Below are 19,534 nucleotides of genomic sequence, written 5' to 3'. Positions count from 1 at the left end.
TTTGTTAATACAATTACCAACAAATTGAACTAGAATGATAGTTTACTTTTTATAGCGGAGCGCTTTTAGCTTGTACATTAATAATAATACGATGCCAGAGCTTCCTAATTGGTTGTCTTTATACCTTGATAAACGCCACGGTCATGATGAATTGGCGGATCACAGTGGCTTAAACCCTGAGCATTGGGATACTTTATTTAATCGTTTAGCAAGTTTAACCGCTGAAGATGTAAGTAGTCGTGCCATTGAAATTACGCAACTTTTGCAAAATGGCAATATTAAAAGTGAGAGTAATCAACAGTGGCACTTCGATCCACTGCCTTTTATGTTTTCTCGAGCAGATTGGAATACGTTAGAGCAAGGCATAAAACAGCGAACTTTATTACTTAATAAGATCCAACAAGATGTTTATTCTGAGCAAAAGCTACTTTTGAGTGGGCAAATATCACCGCAGCAGCTGTACCAAGATAGTCATTACTTACGTGAAGGATTTAGCTTACCAAGTGATGAGCTAAAACTGTTTTTTACAGCGGTTGATGTGTATCGCGCACCATCGGGTGAATTTAAAGTCTTAGCTGATCATTGCCAATGTCCGTTAGGTCTAGGGCTATTGCTTAAAAACCGCATTATAGCTAGGCGCGTTATGGCTGAAGAGTTTGCTGAATGCAACGTGCAACAAATTAAAGAGTTTTTAAATTTGTTTCAAGAAGGCATTAACGAGTTTATTCATTATATGGATGATCCTCGTATTGTTATTTTAACTCAAGGGATCGATGATCCAAATTATAACGAGCATGCGTTTCTATCTACTTACTTTGGCTATACTTTAGTGCAAAGCGCTGATTTAACAGTGCGTAATGGCGAAGTGTGTTTAAAGTCATTACAAGGGTTGGGGAAAATCAATGTGATTTTACGTTGGATCCCAGATCAAAGTATCGATTCACTTGAACAAACACAATACTCGTTACATGGTATTCCAGGCTTATTACAAGCTGTACGTGAGGGCTCAGTAAAAGTATTAAATCCTTTTGGTTGCGGGGTACTCTCATCACCAGCAATACAATGTAATTTAGCCCAGCTATCAGAGCAACTTTTACAACAACCATTATTACTAGATTGCCCTAAGTACCACAGCATTGAAGATGTTAAATCATCGGATTGGTCACAGTTAGTGTTTGGTAGTTATAAAGATCCTAAACTAACACTTGATGGCCATTTAGACGCGGATAAAATTAAACAACTTATAACTAAGCAACCTAGCGATTATTATTTTCAAGATAAACCCGCATTTAGTAGCGCACCATTTTGGGATGACGGTAAGTTAATTGCAAAACCTGTGGTATTTAGGTGTTATGTATTAACCACAGAAAATGGCATCGAAGTGCTGCCATCGGCACTGTGTTTCTCTTATCAAAATAGTGCTAACGCTAAGGGCGCTGGTTGGCTCAAAGATACTTGGATAAATACCAGTAAAGATATTGATTTAACTGAGCAAAGTGTACCAACACCAATTAAAAAAAGAATGGATGTAAGCTTACTTGAAGGGGTTATATCAAGTCGTACTGCAGAACATTTATTTTGGCTCGGTCGTTATTTAGAGCGCTGTGAAAATACCATAAGAATATTACGTATCTTTATTGATCGTTACACTGAGTTGGCTATTTATCCAGATTTAATACGCCGCAGTACTGTTGCTCGTTTGTTGGCTGCTATCAGCGCTCAGCATATTGTCTACCCTTATGTAGAGCAAGCTATCAAGCTTGAAGAATTTGATAGCGCAGTGTCTAAGCAAACAGCGTTTGCTTTACTCGCTGATGAGCTACGCGCGGGTAGTATAATAAATACGTTACATTATTTAGCGAATGCATCAGTACAGATCCAAGAATTATTGTCCCATGATAGTCGTCGTATTATTGATGAAATCAATGAACAAGTTAAAGTGCTAAAGCATATCAATATCAATATTTCATCACGTGCGATGCAAAGTATTTTAGATAAAGTGATTGGTTTGATCATGGCCTTTAATGGCTCGTTAGTGGATTGTATGCCAAACAGCAATGGCTGGTTTTTACTTGAGATGGGTCGCAGGATTGAGCGCAGCTTACAAATCACCTCATTAACAGGGGCTTTATTAACGCAAGAACTCGAGCAAGCTGAAGAGCTTGGTTTACTCGAAGCGGTTTTGAGTAGTCAAGTTAGCTTAGTGACCCATAAACGTCGCTATAGAATGTATCAAAGTATAGGTACTGGGCTTGAGCTATTATTACTTGATGCAGAATACCCTCGCTCATTACTTTTTCAGTTAGAGCAAATAAACCAGTTATGCAAGCATTTACCGACTAAACGCAGACAGGGAGTGATAGCAGCACATGAAAAAGCAATTTTACTTTCTAAAACGAGTTGCTATGTCACAGAAAAAGACTACCTGCAAAGGACGGACGCTGGAGTTCGTAAACAGTTAATCGAGTTTAACCATAATATTCGCCTGAACTTAAATACCTTTTGTGATGTATTATTATTGCAGTATTTTTCTCATACACAAACGGCGAATAAATTGAATTGGACTAATATTGAGCAAGCTCAATCGTGAAATATAAAATAAAGCATTCCACAACTTACAGTTATGCCGATTTTGTTAGCTTGTGTCAAAACCAAGCACGGTTAACACCAAAAACAAATCGTGCTCAGATATGCCACAGTAGCCGCATAGATATTGAGCCGCCGGCAAATTATCTACAAGAATTTACGGATTATTTTGATAATAAAGTGACCGCGTTTGAAATAGCCACTCAGCATAAAAAACTGAAAGTGACTATGACCAGTGAAGTGGAACTTTTATTAAGTGCAAATATTAACCTCGTCGACACTGATATGCCTTGGCAAGAGGCTCGCGATATCGTCGCAAAGCCAAATACATATCAGCTGTTAAAAACATCGGAGTTTATTTTGCCATCTCAATATACTCCTTTTGTACAGGGTATAAAGGAATACGCTTTAACGTCGTTTTTAGCTGATATTAGCTTGATTTGCGGCTGTAAAGATCTCATGGCACGGATTTTTCATGAGTTTCAGTATGATCCCGGTTTTACTACGATTAGTACGCCTTTGAGTGTTGTTTTTGCACAAAAAAGGGGCGTTTGCCAAGATTTTGCACATTTTGCGATAGCGTGCTTACGCAGTATTGGTTTAGCAGCACGTTATGTTAGCGGGTATATAGAAACAATGCCTCCCGAGGGGGAAGAAAAGTTAGCTGGTGCAGATGCGACCCATGCATGGTTTTCTGTGTTTGTGCCAAGGTTTGGTTGGGTCGACTTTGATCCAACAAATAATGTTATGCCTAAAGAGCAGCATATAACACTTGCTGTTGGCCGTGATTTTTCTGATGTCACTCCTTTGAAAGGCGTGGTTTTTGGTGGCGGTACACAATTGCTTGATGTAGCGGTTGATATGATTCGATTGGAGTGATTAAAACAACTCAATATTAATAATGGATAAGGCGGAAGGATGTATGAAAATTGACTGGAAAGCATATCAAACAAATGGCTTTTTTGATGAATTAATAGACGCACAAGGAAATATTCGAACGCACGGTAAACAGTTAGCACAGTTTTTTTCTAGCTTATCAAAAGAAGAATTAGTTAAAGCCAGAGCTGTTGCAGATCTTGCCATAAAAGAAATGGGCATTACGTTTACAGTTTATAATGAAGGCAATATGATCGATAGAGCGTGGCCGTTTGACATTATTCCGCGCACTATTGGTAAAAAAGAATGGCAAACTATTGAGGTAGGTTTAAAACAGCGTGTTGAAGCGTTGAATCTGTTTATAAATGATTTATACCATGATCAAAAAATAATAAAAGACGGTATTTTTCCAAAAGGCTTACTCGAAAAATCAGTTAACTTTCGCTCTCAATGTGTTGGAATTACTCCGCCAAATAATATATGGGCGCATATCTGCGGCTCCGATTTAGTGCGCGATGGAAATGGCACTATGTTTGTACTCGAAGATAACTTACGCGTGCCGTCTGGGGTGTCTTATATGCTTGAGAACCGCTCTGTGATGAAACGTGTTTTCCCTGAGTTATTCGAACAAGTGTCGATTTTGCCAGTTGATGATTATCCTTCACAACTGTTTGATATGTTGGCAGCAATGTCACCTCGTCCAGACGATAAGCCTGAAGTAGTGGTATTAACACCCGGTGTATTTAACTCCGCCTATTTTGAACATTGTTACCTTGCTCAAGAGATGGGCTGTGAATTAGTAGAGGGGCGTGATTTAGTAGTCGAAAAAGACGACTGTGTCTATATGCGCACAATTACAGGCTTGCAACGCGTTGATGTAATTTATCGACGCATCGACGATTTATTCTTAGATCCCGACGCTTTTTTACCTGAATCACAATTAGGTGTACCCGGTTTAATGCGAGCATGGTCGAAAGGTAATGTGGCGTTAGTCAATGCACCCGGTGCAGGGGTTGCGGATGATAAGGTGGTTTATGCCTATGTACCTGACATCATAAAATATTACTTGGACGAAGAACCCAAGATAGAAAATGTGCCAACCTATAAGTGTTTAGATCCTAAAGAATGTGATTATGTTATTAAAAATATTGATAAACTAGTTGTCAAACCTGCAAACGAGTCGGGTGGCTATGGTTTATTGATTGGTCCTAAATCGACTAAAAAAGAGCAACAAGCAACCATTGCACAAATAAAAGCCGATCCACGGAATTGGGTAGCGCAACCAACTCTTGATTTGTCTACGGTTCCCACCCTTGACGGCACCGAGCCTGATGGACGTCACGTTGACTTGAGACCGTTTATATTATCGTCAGGTAAAGACACACAGATCACTACTGGTGGCCTTACTCGTGTTGCGATGGTGAAAGGTTCATTAGTGGTAAATTCATCTCAAGGAGGTGGTAGTAAAGATACCTGGATTGTTGACGAAGAGGCTAAATAATATGTTATCAAGAGTAGGTGAAACTTTATATTGGGTAGCTCGTTACATTGAACGTGCAGAAAATGTTGCACGGTTAATTAATGTCAACAACATGCTGATGTTGGATTTACCTAAAGGCGTATGTACAGGCTGGGAGCCATTAATAGATATTATTGGCGCGCGTCAGGCGTATGAAGATAAACACGCTGATTACACAGAGCAAAAAGCGCTGCGTTATTTACTTGTCGGTAGTGATAATGGCTCGTCTATTTTAAATTCTATTATCTATGCAAGAGAGAGCGCTCGGACAATCCGAGACGTAATGCCTCGCGATGTATGGGAAGAAATTAACTCCCTTTATTACTATGTAAAAGATAATCAAAAAGAAGGGCTTGCTAAGCGTGGCCGATTTGCTTATCTAAAGAAAATCATCGAATCAGCCCATCAAATATTTGGTGCTTTAGATGCGACTATTAACCATGATCATGGTTTTACGTTTATCCGCTTTGGGTCGTTAATAGAACGTGCTGATATGACGTCACGAATATTAGACATTCGTTCAGAGACGTTGATCACCAGCGATGAAGCAAAACCTTATGAAAATATTCAGTGGATCAGCTTATTGCGCTCGCTTAGTGCTTATCAAATGTATCGACAAGAGATGAGCGTACGGGTGCAACGTGCTGATGTATTAGAATTCGTGATGCACAGTGAAGTATTTCCACGGTCAATTTTGTTTTGCTTAATAGAGCTGAAAACGCTGATTTCACCTTTGCCAAATTCTACAGAGATTATAAATTTAATAGATGCAGTGGTAAAACAATTGAAAGCTGAAGATGTAAGAGCGCTTAAAAATGGCCACTTACATAATTATATGGATCAAATTCAAATTGAATTAGCGGGCATTCATAATGCATTAGCGCAAACGTATTTTTTAAAACCGCCAGAATAGGCCTGTTAAGCTATTAATCTTATAATACGCCCAAGGTTTTAAATTACATTGGGCGTTATTAACTAACGTGATGAGCTTTGGCTAATTATGAAAACGCGTTGTCTTTTAATTGTGCTTGCATTTGTTCGCGCATTTTAAATTTTTGTAGTTTTCCGGTAACCGTCATAGGGTAACTTTCAACAAATTGAATGTGTTTTGGTATTTTAAAATAAGCTAATTTATCTTTTAAGAAGCTGCGAATTTCTTGCTCTATTAACACGGCATCATCTTTAGGCTGCACCCAAGCACATACTTCTTCGCCGTACTTGTCGTCACTGATGCCAAAAATAGCAGCATCTTGCACGCCAGGGTAAGTGTAAAGTACTTCTTCAATTTCGCGCGGGTAGATATTTTCGCCACCACGAATGATCATATCTTTAATTCTGCCCACTATTGCAACAAAACCTTCCGCATCCATTACACCTAAATCACCAGAGTGTAACCAGCCTTCTTTATCGATAGTTGCGGCGGTTTTTTCTTCATCATTCCAATAGCAACGCATAATACCCGCACCACGGCTGCATACTTCGCCAGCAAGCCCTATTTTTTGTATATTACCCACTTCGTCAATAATTTTTACTTCTGTATGCGCCAGCGCGCGGCCGACGGTAGTAACTTGTTTTTCAATGGATGAGTCAATCTCCGTGGCATTATTAATGGGACTACATTCCGTTTGGCCGTAACCGATAACAACTTCATTCATATGCATCAGCGATTGTACTTTACGCATTACTTGTTCAGGACACGTAGAGCCTGCCATGATACCCGTACGTAAACTGGATAAGTCAAAACGAGCAAAATCTTTTAGTTCCAGTTCAGCAATAAACATCGTAGGTACGCCATGCAGTGCAGTACAGCGTTCTTTTTCAACCACCTCAAGCGTGATTGTTGGATCAAAAGAATCTCCTGGAAATACTGCCGTAGCTCCTTTACTTATACATACTAAATTACCTAATACCATTCCAAAACAGTGATATAACGGCACTGGAATACACAGCTTATCATCTGCAGTTAAGCGCATTGCATTAGCCATAAGAAAACCATTATTTAAAATGTTTTTATGGGAGAGCGTAGCGCCTTTGGGATTGCCTGTTGTGCCGGAGGTAAACTGAATGTTGATGTCTTGATCTGGTTGCAAAGTTGCACCAATGGCGTTGAGCTCAACGCGCTGGGCGGCCGTTGGCATTGCCATAACTTGACTAAAACTAAACATGCCAGCGGCAGGCTCATCACCAATGCGAATAATATTTTTTAAATAGGGGAGGTTTTTTGCCTGCAGTTGCCCAGCTTTTGCAGCGGCAAGTTCGGGCAGTAATTCATTAAGCATGCCTAGGTAATTACTGGCTTTGAAACTTGAAGCTGTTATAAGAGTTGAACACTCGACTGAATTTAGTGCAAATTGTAGTTCGTTTGGACGATACGCTGGGTTAATACAGACCATGATTGCGCCAATTTTGGCGGTCGCAAATTGGGTTAAGCACCACTCAAGGTTGTTTGGTGACCAGATACCAACACGATCACCTGGTTTTACACCTAAAGCCAGTAACCCCATTGCCAGCTGGTTGATCTGCTGCTGATACTCTTTATAGCTTAAACGAATGTTTTGATGATGCAGCACTATTGCAGGGTGGTCTGGGTTATTGTCGACAATGGAGTCGAGGTAATCACCTATGGTTTTATTGATCAATGCTGGGCTTTGTGCTCCTTTATAGTAGCTATGCTCTAAGCCAGCTGCATCTTTGACTGTTTTATTCGCATCGGTTGCAGTTGTATTATTGTTACTTATTTGCATGTACGGTCTCCGTGTCAATGTTGTGAGAGTCTACTCAGTTAGAAAAACACAGATTGTCGACAAATGAAAGCGCTATACGACCAATGTAGTAATAAAAATGATAAATATTAGGCAATAAAAAACGCTAGCTGTAGCTACAACAAAAACATTGCAGTACACACTAGCGTAGTATCTGATTATAAATTGAACTCTAATTGAAAATTAAAGTTCTTCGCTGCGGTAGGTTTTTTTCATTAAATGTACATATGCATTTACAAACGCATTTTCTTGGTACTTTTTAAGCCCCGTTTCAGCGAAATCAATTGGAATAGGATTACGTTTTAATTGCTCTTTGATCTCGGTTGTACTGAATAAATAAACACTCAGCTCAGGGATCAATTGAATTGCAGTTTCCATTTTGAAACCGTTCGCACTACCGGCAAATTTACCTTTAGGCGCACGTTGGCGAATAGCAACTGAGTCAATTTGATAGTCCTGCATAAGTTTCGCAAAATCAAATTGGAATTTACGCATTACTTCAGTGTCATTACCATTACCTAAGGTAAAGCGAGTTTGGCGAATATCTCGTATATCAAATACATCGTTATCTTTTGTTAAAATACACAGTAGTACGTCACTACCGGTAATTTCTACACCGCATGTTCTCATTGTCATTCTCTAAATAACTAATTTGGGCAGCATTATATCAATTAAACGCCTTAAAAACAGTGCATTTTAAAAACCGATTTCAATCCCAATGCCGCTGTGGTCGCTTACGCAGATATCTTCATCAATTTGGTTTGGATTTAAGTGTTTATCAAAGCTTAGATAGTGCAACGATTTTATCCGCGATAATGCACAATCAGTATTAAAGTGTCCTGAGGTCAAAATATAATCAAGCACATTGCCACGACCTTGATAGTAATGTGTTGCTGGTTTTACTTTACCATTTGCCGATTCACTGCTTAATTCAAACGAATCAGTTAATCCTACAATGGGTTGTTCAAGCTCTAAACAGGGCTCGCAACGAGTAGGGTGAAATCCTTGGGTCATGAATGACAGCGCAGGGCTGTCAATATTGTCGTTAAAATCCCCCATTACTAATGTTGCACAGTTTTTTTCACGCTGGGTTTTTAGTGCATCATAATAAACAATCGAAGCTTCCAGTGAGCGTGATATTTGCGATTGCATCATGCCAACGGTTTGTTGTAATAGATTTAATAAGGGATCGTCTTGATTATGAATGTTTAAAATATGCGCCATTGAATGCACCCGTTGTGATTTAAAGTGCACCACATAGCAGGTTAAATCACCAAATTCAGGTACATCAAAACTGCATTTTATAGGTGTGCGATTAAATTTAAATTCATTTTGATTATTTAAGTACTCAAGTAGTTCTGGGCAAGGGGTGAGTTCGTGGCATGCTTGAAAAGGGATTTTCGCGGCAATCGCCACCACAGGGTTAAATAACACCTGTGGGTAGAGGCTATCACTACGCGGACTGGCAACAGTAGCAAAATAGTCATAGCCTTGCTCTTTACACAAAATGGCCAATTCTTTAGGGCTAAACACCTCTTGGAAAGCAACAACCGTTGCTTGACTTTGCTGTAGAAAGTCAGTGATAAATTGCTGTTTTTGCCGCCATTGCGTTGCGTTGTAACGTTCATGTAATTGATAAAAAGAATAAGGTGGCGCCGCAAAATTAAGTAAATTTAAAGTGGCAAAACGGATACGATTAGACGTCGTCATTAGGTTATCCAACAGCTGAAATTAAATTAAGTATGAAATGCGAGGGTTATTTGTCAATTTGTCTGGCTAAATACTTGTATTTAGTGGCTCCAAACGCGACAATAACTGCTTGTGTTTGCTAAGACTCAACAAATACATTAACCAAATACGGTTAAAATTAACAATGCTTATTCGTAAAAGCGTTGTCGAGTTATTCATTTTAATTTAATAAATACATGTGATGCATTGTAGGCGTCACCACTGTAGTAAGGACTTATAATGCCAGTTATTACTCTTCCTGACGGCAGTCAGCGTAGTTTTGAAAACCCTGTAAGTACACTTGATGTAGCCAATGATATCGGCCCAGGCTTAGCAAAAGCCACTATCGCTGGTCGTGTTAATGGCACTCGTGTTGATGCCTGTGATTTAATTTCTGACGATTCTCGCCTTGAAATCATCACCGCAAAAGATGATGACGGCTTAGAAATAATTCGTCACTCATGTGCTCACTTGATTGGTCATGCAGTTAAGCAACTGTTTCCTGATGCAAAAATGGCAATTGGTCCAACGATTGATAATGGTTTTTACTATGATATCGATATGGAACATTCATTAAGTCAAGATGACTTAGAAGCTATTGAAAAGCGCATGTTGCAACTTGCTAAAACAAACTACGACGTGGTTAAGAAAACCGTAAGCTGGCAAGAAGCCCGTGATGCATTTGCAGCGCGCGGTGAAATGTACAAAATTCAAATCCTTGACGAAAACATTGCTAAAGATGACCGTCCAGGATTATATCACCACCAAGAATACATCGATATGTGTCGTGGTCCACACGTACCGAACATGCGTTTTTGCCAACATTTCAAAATAATGAAAGTAGCCGGTGCCTACTGGCGTGGCGATTCAGATAATAAAATGTTGCAGCGTATTTATGGCACTGCATGGGGCGATAAAAAGCAACTTAAAGCCTACTTACAACGTTTAGAAGAAGCCGAAAAACGTGATCACCGTCGTATTGGTAAAGCACTTGATTTATGGCATTGGCAAGAAGAAGCGCCAGGCATGGTGTTTTGGCACAACGATGGGTGGAGCATTTACCGTGAACTTGAAGAGTTTGTGCGTGAAAAGTTACGCGAGTACCAGTACGAAGAAGTAAAAGGTCCAATGATGATGGATCGTTCTTTGTGGGAAAAATCAGGTCACTGGGAAAAGTATTCAGAAGCAATGTTTACCACTGAATCTGAAAAGCGTGAATACGCAATCAAACCAATGAACTGCCCAGGTCACGTACAGATCTTTAATCAAGGTTTAAAATCGTACCGTGATCTTCCACTGCGTATGGCTGAATTTGGTTGTTGTCATCGCAACGAGCCGTCAGGCGCACTTCATGGTCTAATGCGCGTACGTGGCTTTACTCAGGATGATGCCCATATCTTCTGTACTGAAGAGCAAATCATGGACGAAGTATCAGCGTGTATCCAAATGGTTTACGATACGTACGAAACATTCGGCTTTGAAAAAATTGTGGTTAAGCTGTCAACACGCCCTGAACAGCGTATTGGCGAAGATCATATGTGGGACAAAGCAGAGCTTGCATTAGCTGATGCCCTGAAAGCAAATAACATCGAATTTGATTATTTACCGGGTGAAGGTGCTTTCTACGGTCCAAAAATTGAATTTACTTTGTACGATTGCTTAGACAGAGCGTGGCAGTGTGGTACAGTGCAACTAGATTTTGCATTACCAGGGCGTTTAGGGGCAACTTATGTTGCTGAAAACAACGAACGTCGTACACCTGTAATGATCCACCGTGCAATATTGGGCTCTATCGAGCGCTTTATCGGTATTCTTACAGAAGAGTACGCGGGCTTATTCCCGACTTGGCTTGCACCAAAGCAAGTAGTGATTATGAATATCACTGATAAACAAGCAGCTTATGTGCAGGAAATTGTACAAAAATTAAATAAACTTGGAATTAGAGCCGCTGCTGACTTGAGAAATGAGAAGATTGGCTTTAAAATCCGTGAACATACATTAAAACGTATCCCCTATTTACTTGTTGTTGGTGATAAAGAAGTTGAACAACAAGAAGTAGCAGTACGTACCCGCACAGGTGAAGACTTGGGCAAATTTAATGTTGATGAATTTGTCGCTAAAATTAGCGAAGAAATTAAAAATCGACTATAAAAACTCTGCGTGTAGGGCTTACATTTAATTGCTAACTACACGCTTATTATTTGATATTCTTGGAGGAACGTACTATTAGAGGCGGCAAGAAAGGGCAACAAACAGCCCAAAAAAATCGTATTAACGAAGAAATTACAGCTCAAGAAGTTCGCTTAATTGACATTGAAGGCGAGCAAGCTGGAATTCAGTCATTAAAAGACGCGCAAACTATGGCTGATGCCGCTGGTGTTGATCTAGTAGAGATTAGCCCAAATGCTGAGCCGCCTGTTTGTAGAATCATGGACTACGGTAAGTTCATCTTTGAAAAAAGCAAAGAACTAAAAGAGCAGAAGAAGAAGCAAAAGCAAATCCAGATAAAAGAAATCAAATTCCGTCCTGGCACGGATGAAGGTGATTATCAGGTTAAGCTTCGCAACTTACGTAAGTTCTTAGAAGGTGGCGATAAAGCTAAGATTACCATCCGCTTCCGTGGTCGTGAAATGGCCCACCAAGAAATTGGTATAGAATTATTAAACCGTATCAAAGGCGATTTGGAAGAGCTTGCAGTTGTTGAGTCTTTCCCTAATCGTGTTGAAGGTCGCCAAATGGTTATGATGATGGCGCCTGTTGCTAAAAAGCAATAAACAAGCTAAGATACGCAGCGAATTTAGCTCAGGTCACCAAGTAATATGCAAATATTCACCTGTGCTAACCGGTAATAAAGTAAAACTGCAGCATTTATGTTGGGTTTTCACCGGAATATGGCAGTAAGTTAGGCCTAAAAGTGGAGCTATAGCAATATATCTCACGCCTGCTTACTAATTTTAAAGCAATACATTTGGAGTTATTGCAATGGCTTATAAGCTAAAAAGTCACAGAGGCGCGGCTAAGCGTTTCAAAAAGACTGCTTCTGGCGGTTTCAAGCGTAAACAAGCGCATCTTCGTCACATTCTGACTAAGAAAACTTCTAAGCGTAAGTTACACCTACGTCCTAAGATGATGGTTCATAAGAACGACCATGGTCTAGTTTCACGTATGTTACCATTCGCTTAATAGGGGTTTTTAGAAATGGCAAGAGTTAAACGCGGCGTTGTCGCACGTGCACGTCACAAAAAAGTTTTAAAACAAGCAAAAGGTTACTACGGAGCACGTTCACGTGTTTACCGCGTAGCTTTCCAGGCTGTTACTAAAGCGGGTCAATACGCTTACCGTGACCGTCGTGCGAAGAAACGTACTTTCCGTCAATTATGGATTGCACGTATCAATGCTGCTTCACGTCAAAATGGTCTGTCTTACAGCCGTTTTATCAATGGTCTTAAAAAGACATCTGTAGAAATCGATCGTAAGATCCTTGCAGATATCGCTGTTTATGACCAAGTTGCATTCGCAGCGCTTGTTGCAAAAGCTAAAGAAGGCCTAGCGGCAGCTTAAGTTTTTAAAATAAGTATTAAAAAGGAGCCTATGGCTCCTTTTTTTGTGGCTAAAATAAAGTTTTCACCAACAGTTATTTGCGGTAAGGCTCGTGAAAAGCGAGATAGTCGGTAGTGATCCCAACCGCGCTAACGCTATATAATAATTACAAATAAATGAGGTAATTAACTATTTTGAATTGGCAATCCTTAGTTGATAACCGTCAACGCTTTTTCTGGGTATTACAGATTGCGGGTTGGGTCGGTTATGCACTTGTTAACTACATTGGTTCTAAAGTCTTTGAGATGCGCGATATTTATGTATTTGTGATCGTACTCAATGCTTACGCCGGCTGTTTAATGACTGTGCCATTGCGTTATATGTATCGCAAAGCCTGGAATGCATCTCCTTGGGTTTTAATGTTAGTAGTGTTTGGCGCTTCGTACATTACAGGTACTTTATGGGCGGTAATACAAAAGTTCAATTTATGGGAGATTTATCGCCATGGCTATCGTCCTACAGAGTGGTTTTACTATCTACAACAAGGCTTAGATTCGGTTTATATTATTCTTTGTTGGAGTGGTTTGTACTTTGGCATTAAATATTATCAACTACTGCAAAGTGAGCGCCAAAAAGCCCTAAAAGCTACTACGATGGCGCATGAAGCACAACTGAAGATGCTACGTTATCAATTAAATCCTCATTTTTTGTTTAATACTCTTAATGCTATATCTACATTGATTTTGGTAAAAGAGAATAAAGATGCTAATTTAATGGTGTCGAAATTGAGCGACTTTTTACGTTATACACTCAATACCGATCCGATAAAGAAAGTCCCACTTGAACAAGAGTTGCATGCACTGATGCTTTATCTTGAAATAGAGCGAGTACGCTTTGATGAACGGTTGCAAGTGAATGTGCAAATCAGTGATGAAGCAAAAAATGCATTAGTGCCGAGTTTAATATTGCAACCGATCATCGAAAATGCGATTAAATATGCGATAGCTCATCTGATCGAAGGTGGGGTGATTGATATTAAAGCACAAGTTTTTGCTAATGAACTATTACTGGAAGTAGGCGATAATGGCCCTGGTACTGAATTACTTAATGGCCAATTAGTTAATTCACAAGGGGTAGGGGTGGCAAATACGAAAGACCGCCTGAAAACTTTGTATGAAAATAACTATTCGTTTGTGTTATCACATAATACGCCAAGTGGATTGAAAGTGAATCTGCGCGTTCCGTTTGAGAAGGCTGTGAAGAAATGAGCAAGATTAAGACCCTGATTGTCGATGATGAACCATTAGCCCGTAGAGGCTTAGCTGTAAGGCTAGAGGAGTTTGATGATATCGAAGTCATTAAATTATGTAGCTCTGGCCAAGAGGCAATCGATGCATGCCAAGCAGGGAAAATAGATTTAGTTTTTTTAGATATTCAAATGCCTGGAATGAATGGATTTGAGGTTGCCAGAGCACTCAGTGAAAGTGTCAGAGCGTTACCAGCTATTGTATTCGTAACCGCATTTGATCAGTTCGCAGTCAAAGCATTTGAGATCCATGCTTTAGATTATATCCTTAAACCAGTCGACGACAACAGACTAAAACAGGCGGTAGAAAAAGTGCATACCTACTTGAAGACGCAACAAGACAACGCCCATAAAAAGAAATTGGCGAGTTTTGTAGCTGGAATTACTGGTAATAATTGTGAAGAGATTTTGAAAAAACTGGCAACTGGCGATACATTAACAGATCGCCGTTACCCAGAATCTTTAGCGGTGAAAGAGCAGGGTGAAATAATCCGTGTACCTGTAGCAACAATTCAATGGGTTGATGCCGCTGGTGACTATATGTGTTTACATTGCCAAGATGGTCAAACGCATATTTTACGAAAAACAATGAAAGAGCTTGAACAGGAACTTGATCCTCAGCTATTTGTACGTGTACACCGCAGTGCGATTGTAAATACTAAACAAATTAGCAAGCTTGTAACTCAGGTAAGTGGTGAGTATTTATTAGTGCTTGAGAACGGCCAAGAATTAAAAGTAAGCCGTAGTTATCGCGATAAAGTAAAAGCTGCGTTAGCAAGTTAACTTAGAAACGGGCTCAATAGCTGTTATATAACGAAGTAAATTAAACCATGTGTTTTAAATAAAAAAACGCGAGCCTTGGCTCGCGTTTTTTTATAACTGCGTTAATTAAGAAACAGTAACAATTTTCATAGTATTGGTTGCACCAATCGTTTCCATAGCATCACCATGAGTGATGATCACAGTATCGCCAGATTGTAATGAACCCGCATTCACAAGTGTGTTAAGGGCATCTTTTACCATGTTATCTTTTTCACATTGTGTTGAGTCAAAGAATACCGGGTAAACACCACGATATAATGCTGTTTGACCAAGCGTACTGGCATGACGAGACAATGAATAAATAGGTAAGCCAGAGCTGATACGTGACATCAATTTTGCTGTGCTACCTGATTCAGTTAAAGTAATAATCGCTTTTACTGAATCTAAATGGTTTGCCGCATACATAGCTGACAATGCAATTGATTCTGCATTAGAAGAGAAACGACTATCTAAGCGATGTTTAGAAACGTGAGTTTCTTTTTGTGATTCTGCCCCTAAACAAACGCGCGCCATGGTTGCCACGGTTTCTTCTGGGTAATCGCCTGCCGCTGTTTCAGCTGAAAGCATTACCGCATCAGTGCCATCAAGGACTGCGTTGGCAACATCCATAACTTCTGCACGGGTAGGCATTGGGTTATCGATCATTGATTCCATCATTTGTGTTGCTGTGATCACGGTACGGTTAAGTGAGCGAGCACGACGGATAATGAGTTTTTGTTTACCCATTAAGGCAGCATCACCAATTTCAACACCTAAGTCACCACGAGCAACCATCACCGCATCTGAAGCAAGGATAATATCATCAACTGCTTCTACCGTTTCAACGGCTTCAGCACGCTCAATTTTAGCTAAAAGCTGTGCTTTAGAGCCTGCAGCTTCAGCTAGTGAACGCACATAACGCATATCGTCGCCACTGCGTGGGAACGATACTGCGATATAATCAACATCAATTTCTGCTGCAGTTAATAAATCTTCTTTATCTTTATCAGTGAAGGCTGGAGCAGTTAAACCACCACCTAAGCGGTTGATGCCTTTATTGTTAGATAACACGCCACCAACAGTTACTGTGGTATGCACTAAATGACCTTCAACATTTACTACTGTTAATTGAATTAAACCATCGTTTAAAAGTAGTAAGTCACCAGGGGCAACATCTTGTGGTAATTCTTTATAATCAATACCTACGGCGTTGATATCGCCTAGGCCTTTTTCCATTTTTGCATCAAGAATAAATTTTGCACCAACAGGTAGCGTTACTTTGCCATCTTTAAATGTCGATACACGAATTTTTGGGCCTTGTAGATCGGCTAAAATAGCAATGTGCTTGCCTAGTTTTTTGGCAATGTCACGCACTGCTTGGGCACGGTCTTTGTGATCTTGTGCAATGCCGTGTGAGAAATTCAAACGCACTACGTTTGCACCAGCACGGATTATTTTTTCTAAGTTGTTATCTCGATCGGTTGCAGGTCCAAGGGTCGCGACTATTTTTGTGCGTCTAAGCATCAAATTCTCCTGTAGGCTTACAATGTTGTAAGCAGGTTGACGGTTTTTCGTTATTTATAGGTGTTAGTTTAACTGACACGCATAATACAGTTTTTACTGACAGCAAATAGCGCGTTGACATCAAGGTAACGTGTAAAGCTGTCATTATTTTATACAAAAAAATTATGACCACATTATGACACCGGTGTCAGGTCTCGTCAATGCTCGACTCAGAAATCCATATCAGGAAAATTTATCGCCCCGAGGCAACGGTTGTTTGATATAATCACTGTATCTTGCGTGTTTGTCTTGCGCAAAGCGTTGTATCTGTTGTCTAGGCTCGCAATTTTAAGTGGCTTGGGTATATAATGCGCGCGGTATTATTTCATTTACTAACCAATAGTTGTTACCGAGGAGGACACTAAATGCAAGTTGCATTAGTAGGGTTAGGCGTTATGGGTAAAAATCTTGCTCTCAACTTGATTGAACAAGGGATGACGCTAGTAGCTTATGATAAAAACCCAGACGCGGGCGAAGAGCTATTAAGCTGTGCTAAATTACAAGGCATGGCAGATCGTCTGCACATTGTGTCTGATTTAGGTGATATGGTAAAACGGTTAACGCCGCCTCGCTCAATTTTGTTATTAGTGCCAGCGGGTGAGTTAGTCGATAAAGTTTGCAGCGATTTAGTTGATGCAGGCGTTGATTGTGACGATATTATCGTCGATTGTGGCAATAGTAATTATAAAGACGGTATTACTCGTAAACTTAAATATCAAAATAAATTTGAATTTGCCACTATGGGTATTTCTGGCGGTGCCGAAGGCGCGCGTCATGGTCCTGCGATGATGGCAAGTGGTTCAGAAGGCGGCTGGGAACGCGTTGAGCCATGGTTTGAAAAAGTAGCAGCAAGCTACAAAGGTGAATCGTGTTTTGCCCGTGTTGGTCAATCAGCCAGTGGTCACTTTGTAAAAATGGTGCACAACGGAATTGAATATGCATTGATGCAACTAATCGCAGAAATGTATCAATTATTACGCTTAGGCACTAACCGCACTCCACATGAAGTTGCAGAGATTTTTAATCAATGGTCTGAAGGCACACTCAATAGCTATTTATTATCTATCTCAAGTCATATTTTATCGTTAGAAACCGATGCGGGTGAAGCGTTAGTTGATTTGATTGATAATAAAGTTGGCGCGAAAGGCACTGGTTTGTGGACGGCACAAAATGCATTAGAACTGGGTATCGCCGTTCCTTCATTGGTTGCAGCTGTGCAAGCGCGTCACTTAACCAATACTGGTGACACACATGCAGCGAAAGAAATGACGTATGCAGCTAAATCAACTTCACAGGTTGAATTAGATTTAGATGAACTTAAAGATGCCTTCTTGTTTGCAAGTTTACTGGCTTATCGTCAAGGCCTTGCGCTGATCAAAGGTGCATCACGTGCACATCAATGGAAAGTCGATTTATCTAAAACACTGCAAACGTGGCGTGCTGGTTGTATTATCCGTGCTGATTACTTAGATAACATCGCTGAAGGTGTTGAGTTTATCGACACTTTAGAAAAAGAGTCATTAGCGCTGCGTAAGATAGCAGGTCAAGCAATGATGACTGGATTAGCATTTCCGGTACTTAGCTCAACGCAAACGTATTTTGCGACGTTGACGACACCAAGCAATGGTCATCTCGTACAAGCACAGCGAGATTATTTTGGTGAGCATGGCATTAAAACTCATAGTGGTGAGGTATGTCATTTAACTGATTTAGTAGAGATTGACGCGAAAGTACGTTAATTAGACCAATAGGTTTAAATGAAAGGCACGCTAATTAGCGTGCCTTTTTAATTTAAAAAATAGTTTTTATTATAAAGCGCTCAGCTTATCTACTTAACTCACCACGTAAGTTGTCTTGCATTAAATGGCGAATAGTTTCAATTTCAAGCTTTTGGCTAAATAAGTAATGTAATTTAGTTAAGCATGCCTCTAAGGTCATATCGTAACCGCTGATCACACCAATGTTAAGTAATGCGTTACCAGTTGCATAGCCGCCCATATTTACATGCCCTTTTAAGCACTGGGTTAAATTGACGATAACCATTCCGCGCTTACTTGCGCTGGAGAGGATCTCTAAAAAGTCTGGATCTTGTGGCGCATTGCCCACACCAAAGCTCAATAATACGAGGGCTTTGATATTGTCGTTTACCAGACTTTTAACTACAGCATGACTGATCCCAGGATACAAGTATAAAACACCAATAGGTTGCGGCGTGATGTTGGTGACTTGTAGCTCATTTTCAACATACGGGCTTAACTGGCCTTTTAATAATTGAATATTAATACCTGATAGTGCTAATGGATCTAGGTTAGGGGATGCAAAGGCATCAAAGCCATCGGCATGCGCTTTAGTCGCACGATTGCCGCGAAATAATTGATTATTAAAAAATAAACTAACCTCAGCAATCGGATAATTAGCCGCTAAATACATCGCATTAAGTAAATTTACTTGGCCATCAGAGCGCAATTGCGACAGTGGAATTTGCGAGCCTGTCACTATCACTGGCTTTGTTAAGTTTTCAAACATAAAGGACAAAGCAGATGCGGTATACGCCATGGTATCTGTGCCATGAAGCACGACAAAGCCATCATAATCTTGGTATTTACTTTTAATATCATCTGCGATTAGTTGCCAATGAGCAGGGGACATGTCTGATGAGTCAATCAGCGGGCAATACTCGTGAATATCGAATAAGGGCATTTCATCACGATTAAATTCGGCATTGTTTTCTACGGTTTGTGTTAAAAAACCTTCAGCGGGAATATAGCCTCGACTCGATTTTTTCATCCCAATCGTACCGCCAGTATATGCGATATAAATACGTTTACGTTTCATAAAAAAAGCCCAGTAAAA

16 protein-coding genes are annotated in these 19,534 nt (G+C 40.1%); 11 read left to right on the top strand and 5 right to left on the bottom strand.

The window, feature by feature from the left end; genetic code table 11:
• Positions 1 to 70: 70 nt before the first annotated feature.
• Genes FW757_RS08455 through FW757_RS08440 form a run of 4 tightly spaced genes read left to right on the top strand, consistent with a single transcriptional unit; the run spans position 71 to position 5,894 of the window.
• Positions 71 to 2,590, top strand: coding sequence for a circularly permuted type 2 ATP-grasp protein (locus tag FW757_RS08455; RefSeq protein WP_446441099.1), 2,520 nt, complete (start codon positions 71 to 73; stop codon positions 2,588 to 2,590).
• Positions 2,587 to 3,465 carry a transglutaminase family protein gene (locus FW757_RS08450; RefSeq protein ID WP_446441098.1) on the top strand — a complete coding sequence of 293 codons (879 nt, stop codon included), beginning with the start codon at positions 2,587 to 2,589 and terminating at the stop codon, positions 3,463 to 3,465. Before FW757_RS08455 ends, FW757_RS08450 begins: the two co-directional genes overlap by 4 nt.
• A gap of 43 nt (positions 3,466 to 3,508) precedes the next feature.
• Positions 3,509 to 4,963: a circularly permuted type 2 ATP-grasp protein gene (locus FW757_RS08445; RefSeq protein ID WP_182739606.1), complete on the top strand. Its 1,455-nt coding sequence runs from the start codon at positions 3,509 to 3,511 to the stop codon at positions 4,961 to 4,963.
• Position 4,964: 1 nt separating this feature from the next.
• A complete protein-coding gene (locus FW757_RS08440; protein WP_149982505.1) occupies positions 4,965 to 5,894 on the top strand; it encodes an alpha-E domain-containing protein in 930 nt (309 codons plus the stop codon).
• Positions 5,895 to 5,979: 85 nt separating this feature from the next.
• Here the strand turns inward: FW757_RS08440 and FW757_RS08435 are convergent, their stop codons facing one another.
• The 3 genes from FW757_RS08435 to FW757_RS08425 all read right to left on the bottom strand — a co-directional run bounded on the left by FW757_RS08435 (position 5,980) and on the right by FW757_RS08425 (position 9,453).
• Positions 5,980 to 7,725: an AMP-binding protein gene (locus tag FW757_RS08435; RefSeq protein ID WP_446441097.1), complete on the bottom strand. Its 1,746-nt coding sequence runs from the start codon at positions 7,723 to 7,725 to the stop codon at positions 5,980 to 5,982.
• Between the two features lie 201 nt (positions 7,726 to 7,926).
• Positions 7,927 to 8,373, bottom strand: a complete 447-nt coding sequence (locus tag FW757_RS08430; protein ID WP_145233170.1) for a DUF3010 family protein — start codon at positions 8,371 to 8,373, stop codon at positions 7,927 to 7,929.
• Between the two features lie 66 nt (positions 8,374 to 8,439).
• Complete coding sequence (locus FW757_RS08425; RefSeq protein ID WP_446441096.1) at positions 8,440 to 9,453, bottom strand: endonuclease/exonuclease/phosphatase family protein; 1,014 nt, start codon at positions 9,451 to 9,453, stop codon at positions 8,440 to 8,442.
• A gap of 258 nt (positions 9,454 to 9,711) precedes the next feature.
• Between FW757_RS08425 and thrS the strand changes: the two genes are divergently transcribed.
• From thrS to FW757_RS08395, 6 genes are all read left to right on the top strand, one after another.
• Positions 9,712 to 11,622 carry a threonine--tRNA ligase gene (gene thrS, locus FW757_RS08420; RefSeq protein WP_446441095.1) on the top strand — a complete coding sequence of 637 codons (1,911 nt, stop codon included), beginning with the start codon at positions 9,712 to 9,714 and terminating at the stop codon, positions 11,620 to 11,622.
• A 59-nt stretch (positions 11,623 to 11,681) separates the two neighbouring features.
• The gene (gene infC / locus FW757_RS08415; RefSeq protein ID WP_145233176.1) at positions 11,682 to 12,245 is read left to right on the top strand and encodes a translation initiation factor IF-3; all 564 of its coding nucleotides are present in this window, start codon (positions 11,682 to 11,684) and stop codon (positions 12,243 to 12,245) included.
• Between the two features lie 208 nt (positions 12,246 to 12,453).
• On the top strand, positions 12,454 to 12,654 hold the full coding sequence (gene rpmI / locus FW757_RS08410; protein WP_004587840.1) for a 50S ribosomal protein L35: 201 nt from the start codon (positions 12,454 to 12,456) through the stop codon (positions 12,652 to 12,654).
• 15 nt (positions 12,655 to 12,669) lie between these two features.
• On the top strand, positions 12,670 to 13,032 hold the full coding sequence (gene rplT / locus FW757_RS08405; protein ID WP_008110477.1) for a 50S ribosomal protein L20: 363 nt from the start codon (positions 12,670 to 12,672) through the stop codon (positions 13,030 to 13,032).
• 173 nt (positions 13,033 to 13,205) lie between these two features.
• Positions 13,206 to 14,279, top strand: coding sequence for a sensor histidine kinase (locus tag FW757_RS08400; protein WP_149982502.1), 1,074 nt, complete (start codon positions 13,206 to 13,208; stop codon positions 14,277 to 14,279).
• Positions 14,276 to 15,100 carry a LytR/AlgR family response regulator transcription factor gene (locus tag FW757_RS08395; protein ID WP_404687226.1) on the top strand — a complete coding sequence of 275 codons (825 nt, stop codon included), beginning with the start codon at positions 14,276 to 14,278 and terminating at the stop codon, positions 15,098 to 15,100. Before FW757_RS08400 ends, FW757_RS08395 begins: the two co-directional genes overlap by 4 nt.
• 105 nt (positions 15,101 to 15,205) lie before the next feature.
• On the opposite strand, the gene pyk is transcribed toward FW757_RS08395, so the two are convergent.
• Entirely contained in the window at positions 15,206 to 16,642 is a 1,437-nt protein-coding gene (gene pyk / locus FW757_RS08390) for a pyruvate kinase (protein WP_145233183.1), read from the bottom strand.
• A gap of 404 nt (positions 16,643 to 17,046) precedes the next feature.
• Between pyk and gndA the strand changes: the two genes are divergently transcribed.
• Positions 17,047 to 18,420, top strand: a complete 1,374-nt coding sequence (gene gndA / locus FW757_RS08385) for an NADP-dependent phosphogluconate dehydrogenase (RefSeq protein WP_182717440.1) — start codon at positions 17,047 to 17,049, stop codon at positions 18,418 to 18,420.
• 85 nt (positions 18,421 to 18,505) lie between these two features.
• Here gndA and ansA read toward each other — a convergent pair whose 3' ends face one another.
• On the bottom strand, positions 18,506 to 19,516 hold the full coding sequence (gene ansA / locus FW757_RS08380) for an asparaginase (protein WP_149982498.1): 1,011 nt from the start codon (positions 19,514 to 19,516) through the stop codon (positions 18,506 to 18,508).
• Positions 19,517 to 19,534 lie beyond the last annotated feature (18 nt).

Source organism: Pseudoalteromonas sp. 1181_04 (assembly GCF_052850545.1).
This window is presented reverse-complemented; position numbering and strand designations above follow the sequence as displayed.